The following is a 4,144-nucleotide window of genomic DNA, read 5'->3' on the forward strand; positions in this document are numbered from 1 at the left end:
TGCAGTACCGGCCCGACACCCTCGACGGCTTCATAGCCGGCACCGGCCTGGCCGTCGACACCCCAACGTCACCCTAACCAGCCGAAGTCAGTAACCACCTCCACCACACAGATCGCCGCCCGCCCCCGGCTCGTGCTGCACGTCATGGACACACTGCTGAGGACTCAAGAGAACCTGGACGAACCGGGCGTCCCAGCCGTCCTCGATCAGGTGGGTCACGTACGACCTTCGAAAGGAGTGGAAGTCCAGTCCCTCGTCCAGGCCGAGCGCGTCCCGGTAGGCAGCAAAGCGGGTGTTCATCTGGGAGAAGCCGATGCGGGCCGAGCGTTCCGAGGGCCACAGAGCCCCGGCGTCGGAAGTGGCGAACAGCGGCAGGACCTCCTCGTTCCACTGCTGGAGGATCTCCGCCGACCAGTCCCAGACCGTCAGCACGCTGCGGCGCTTCGGGGGCGATCCCTTCTTCGCCTTGCCGTGGCGGATGTAGCAGACGCCGTAGTCGCCGAACTCCGAGCCCTCGGGGTTGCGGCCGAAGTCGACCGTGTCCAGCATCCGAGTCTCGTTGCGGCGCAGACCGAAGGCGTACGCGGTCTTGAAGAGCACTGCGTCACGAAACGCGGGCAGCCAGCCTTTGCGGCCCCGGCCGCGAACCTTGGTGACCTGGTCGTCGGCGTGGTCGAAGAACGCCTGCAACTCGTCCTGGGTGAAGGGGCCTCTTCGCCGCGTCGGCTTCGGCGTCCTCCACGTGCACCGCGGCGTTCCACTCGTGCACGATCTGTATGGGATGGGTACCGAAACGTTCTTCGCAGGTCGCAGCCCAGCCGTAGGCGGGGTCGACGGCGAACTCGCAGAACGAGCGCACGGCGCCTTGATAGTTGCGCAGCGTGGAGCGCTTCAACCCGCGGACCGCCCGAAGATCGCCCATCCACTCGTCGAGCATCTGCGGCGACCAAGTCCACGGGAAGGCGTCGGCGTGCCGAGCGAGGGCCTGCACCGTCTTCTCCCGGCCCTCGATCGTGGAGAAAGCCAAGTTGCGCGCCAACTGCTGGTTGCGCCAGCCGTCCAGCATCGCGGTGAAGACCTGCTCGTCGGGCCGCAGCAGCGGCAGATCGCTGACCAGATGCAGCCCCGCTGCCCCCGGTGCGAGGCTGTTCCTGCTCATCAAAAGCACTCTCCGTCACTTACATCAGACGAAGGGATCTTTCATCAGATGTAAGTCGATCACAAACGTGCAGGTAGGAAGCCTGTCCGTGGCGGCGTCAAGGGCTACGGGAGCGATCTGCCCGATTGAAGGGACCGCATAAACTGAGGCCCTGGCCTGCGTCGATGGTCGGCAGAACCTCCGATGTGCTGCCCGACCGCAGTGTTGCATCAGATGAAATTGCGGCCGCTTCCAAGGTGAGCCCAAAGGGGGCAGCGGGATGATCTTGGAGCTGTGAGGCCGCACTCCGGACCTATCACCGAGGGCCTGGTCCTGTCCCAGGTTCCACTGTTCCGATCCTCCTCCAGCTCCGGTGCCGCGATGATCCCGCGCAGGTGCGCGTTGCGGGCCGGTAGGGCTGGGCACCAAGACGCGCGCGGGCAGAACGGCTAGTCGGTGAATGCGCCCATGGCGCGGTCGAGCAGCACGGCCAGTGGAACTGCTCCCTCGCAGGCCACCCACCCCGCCGAAGCCGCGTCCGCGCAGGCGAGGGCGGCCGCGACCAGGGCAGCCGGCCGGGGATCGTCCGGCTGGCCGGGACTGACCCCCAGTCGCCGTGCGATCTCCGGGGCCATTATCTCCTGCCAGTGCATCTGCTTCTCGAAGTGCCGGGCGCGCAGTGACGGCGTCTCCTGGAGCATCCGCAGATAGCTGAGCATCCGCTCGGGTTCCGCCTCGAGCATCCGCGTCATCACGTCGAACACCCGGCGCAGCGCCTCCCAGGGCCGCTCCTCGTCGGGCCGGGCGGCGAGCGCGTCGGTGACCTGGCGGCCGATCTCGTCCAGATCGGCCAGAACGATGTCTTCTTTCGTGCCGAAATGGCGGAACAGGCTGGCGCGCGACAGCCCGGCCTCGGCGGCGATCTGGTCGACGGTCGTCCGGTCGAATCCCTGCTCGGCGAAGAGCCTGAGGGCCACGTCTGTCACTTCCGCCCGGATCGTGGCGCGCATGCGCTCGCGCAGCCCGGGCTTGACCGCGGAGCGGGTGGGAGTAGCGGCGGAGTCACTCATACCCGCAGAGTACACGAAAATCTCAACTTGATACTGAGTCTCAAGCAGAGTTACAGTCTTCTTGCGACACCTCGTTTCGAGTAGGAGTGTTTCCATGAGCAAGGTCTGGTTCATCACGGGTTCCTCGCGCGGCTTCGGCCGCCAGTTCGCCGAGGCCGCCCTGCAGCGCGGCGACAAGGTCGCGGCCACCGCCCGCAACGCCAAGGCGCTGGCCGATCTGGCCGAGCGGTTCGGTGACGCGGTGCTGCCGCTGCAGCTGGACGTCACCGACCGCACGCAGGTGTTCGAGGCGGTCGCGGCGGCCAAGGAGCGGTTCGGCCGGCTGGACGTGGTGGTCAACAACGCCGGCTACTCCCTGATCGGCGCCGTGGAGGACCTCGGCGAGCAGGAGCTGCGCGACCAGCTGGAGACCAACGTCTTCGGCGTCTTCCACGTCACCCAGGCGGTACTGCCCGTCCTGCGGGAGCAGGGCAGCGGCCACATCGTCCAGATCTCCTCGGCCATGGGGGTGGCCACCTTCGCCGGCACCGGCGGCTACAGCGCCTCCAAGTGGGCGCTGGAAGGGATGAGCGAGGCCCTCTCCCAGGAGGTCGCCCCCTTCGGCATCAAGGTCACGCTGATCGAGCCCGGCGCCTTCGCCACCGACTTCGCGAGCTCGTCGGTCTTCACCGCGCACGGCCAGGACGCCTACGGCCCCCTGTACGCGTCGCTGACCGAGATGGGCGCCTCCGCCCAGGCACCCGGCCCCGAGGGGGTCGGCGGCGCGATCCTCCAGATCGTCGACGCCGAGGAGCCACCGCTGCGCGTCTTCTTCGGCGAGCAGCCCACCCAGTGGATACCCGCGGTGTACCAGCAGCGTCTGGGCATCTGGGCCGAGTGGGCGCACGTGTCCAAGGCCGCGGAAGGCAAGTAGAAAACGCCCGGCCCGCGGGCCATGACACGCCCACACCACGGCGTGTCACCGCACGGCCGGCACCTGAGAGAGCCCGGGTGGCACACCCGCCCATACGAACAGAAGGTTCACGTCATGAGCAAAGTTTGGTTCATCACCGGCGCGTCGAAAGGCTTTGGCCGCGAGTTCGCCCTCGGCGCCCTCGAGCGTGGCGACAAGGTCGCAGCGACCGCCCGCAACACGGAGACTCTGAGTGACCTGGTCGAGCAGTACGGCGACGCCGTCCTCCCGGTCGAGCTCGACGTCACCAACCGGGACCAGGTGTTCGCCGCGGTGAAGGCCGCGCACGAGACGTTCGGGCGGATCGACGTCGTCATCAACAACGCGGGCTACGGGCTCTTCGGAACGGTCGAGGAGATCACCGAGCAGCAGCTGCGCGACCAGATCGAGACGAACCTGTTCGGTGTTTTCCATGTCACGCAGGCGGTCCTCCCGATCCTCCGAGAGCAGCGCGCGGGCCACATCATCCAGATCTCGACCATGGGTGGCATCGTCGCGTTCCCGACCCTCGGTGCCTACCACGCGTCGAAGTGGGCGCTGGAAGGGATGACGGACGCACTCGCCCAGGAGGTCGCCGGCTTCGGCATCAAGGTCACCCTGGTCGAACCCGGCGGCTTCGCCACCGACTGGTCCGGTGCATCCGCCATCGTTGCCGACACGCATCCCGCGTACGCGGCTCTGCACGAGAATATGGCCGCGCAGCGGGCGCAGGTCGTACTCCCGGAGCCGGTCGGCTTCAAGTCCGCGATCCTCACGCTCGTCGACGCCGAGGAGCCGCCGCTGCGCGTGTTCTTCGGGGAGGGGCCGACTCTGATGGCACCGCAGGTCTACCAGCAGCGCCTGGCCGAGTGGGACCAGTGGGCGCACGTGTCCAAGGCCGCGGAAGGCAACTAGGGTGCGTATCGAGTCGTGATCAATCTGCGGGATGTGCCTTCGTGGCACGGTCTGGTCCGGTAGACCGTCGTACGTGACGCGAGTGCAACT

Annotated in this window: 5 protein-coding genes; 2 read left to right on the top strand and 3 right to left on the bottom strand. The window is 67.4% G+C overall.

Annotated features, from left to right (window positions below):
* Nucleotides 1–87: 87 nt before the first annotated feature.
* From ABZY11_RS43270 to ABZY11_RS43280, 3 genes are all read right to left on the bottom strand, one after another.
* On the bottom strand, nucleotides 88–600 hold the full coding sequence (locus ABZY11_RS43270) for a tyrosine-type recombinase/integrase (RefSeq protein ID WP_356484435.1): 513 nt from the start codon (nucleotides 598–600) through the stop codon (nucleotides 88–90).
* Between the two features lie 4 nt (nucleotides 601–604).
* Nucleotides 605–1,159, bottom strand: a complete 555-nt coding sequence (locus tag ABZY11_RS43275; RefSeq protein ID WP_356484436.1) for a hypothetical protein — start codon at nucleotides 1,157–1,159, stop codon at nucleotides 605–607.
* A gap of 428 nt (nucleotides 1,160–1,587) precedes the next feature.
* The gene (locus ABZY11_RS43280; protein ID WP_356484437.1) at nucleotides 1,588–2,208 is read right to left on the bottom strand and encodes a TetR family transcriptional regulator; all 621 of its coding nucleotides are present in this window, start codon (nucleotides 2,206–2,208) and stop codon (nucleotides 1,588–1,590) included.
* Between the two features lie 94 nt (nucleotides 2,209–2,302).
* Between ABZY11_RS43280 and ABZY11_RS43285 the strand changes: the two genes are divergently transcribed.
* Together ABZY11_RS43285 and ABZY11_RS43290 are read left to right on the top strand one after the other, a co-directional pair.
* Nucleotides 2,303–3,121 (top strand): SDR family NAD(P)-dependent oxidoreductase, encoded by an 819-nt coding sequence (locus tag ABZY11_RS43285; RefSeq protein WP_356484438.1) that lies wholly within the window; start codon nucleotides 2,303–2,305, stop codon nucleotides 3,119–3,121.
* 114 nt (nucleotides 3,122–3,235) lie between these two features.
* Nucleotides 3,236–4,054, top strand: coding sequence for an SDR family oxidoreductase (locus ABZY11_RS43290; protein WP_356484439.1), 819 nt, complete (start codon nucleotides 3,236–3,238; stop codon nucleotides 4,052–4,054).
* Nucleotides 4,055–4,144 lie beyond the last annotated feature (90 nt).

This window comes from Streptomyces sp. NPDC006510 (assembly GCF_040611955.1).
GTDB lineage: Bacteria > Actinomycetota > Actinomycetes > Streptomycetales > Streptomycetaceae > Streptomyces.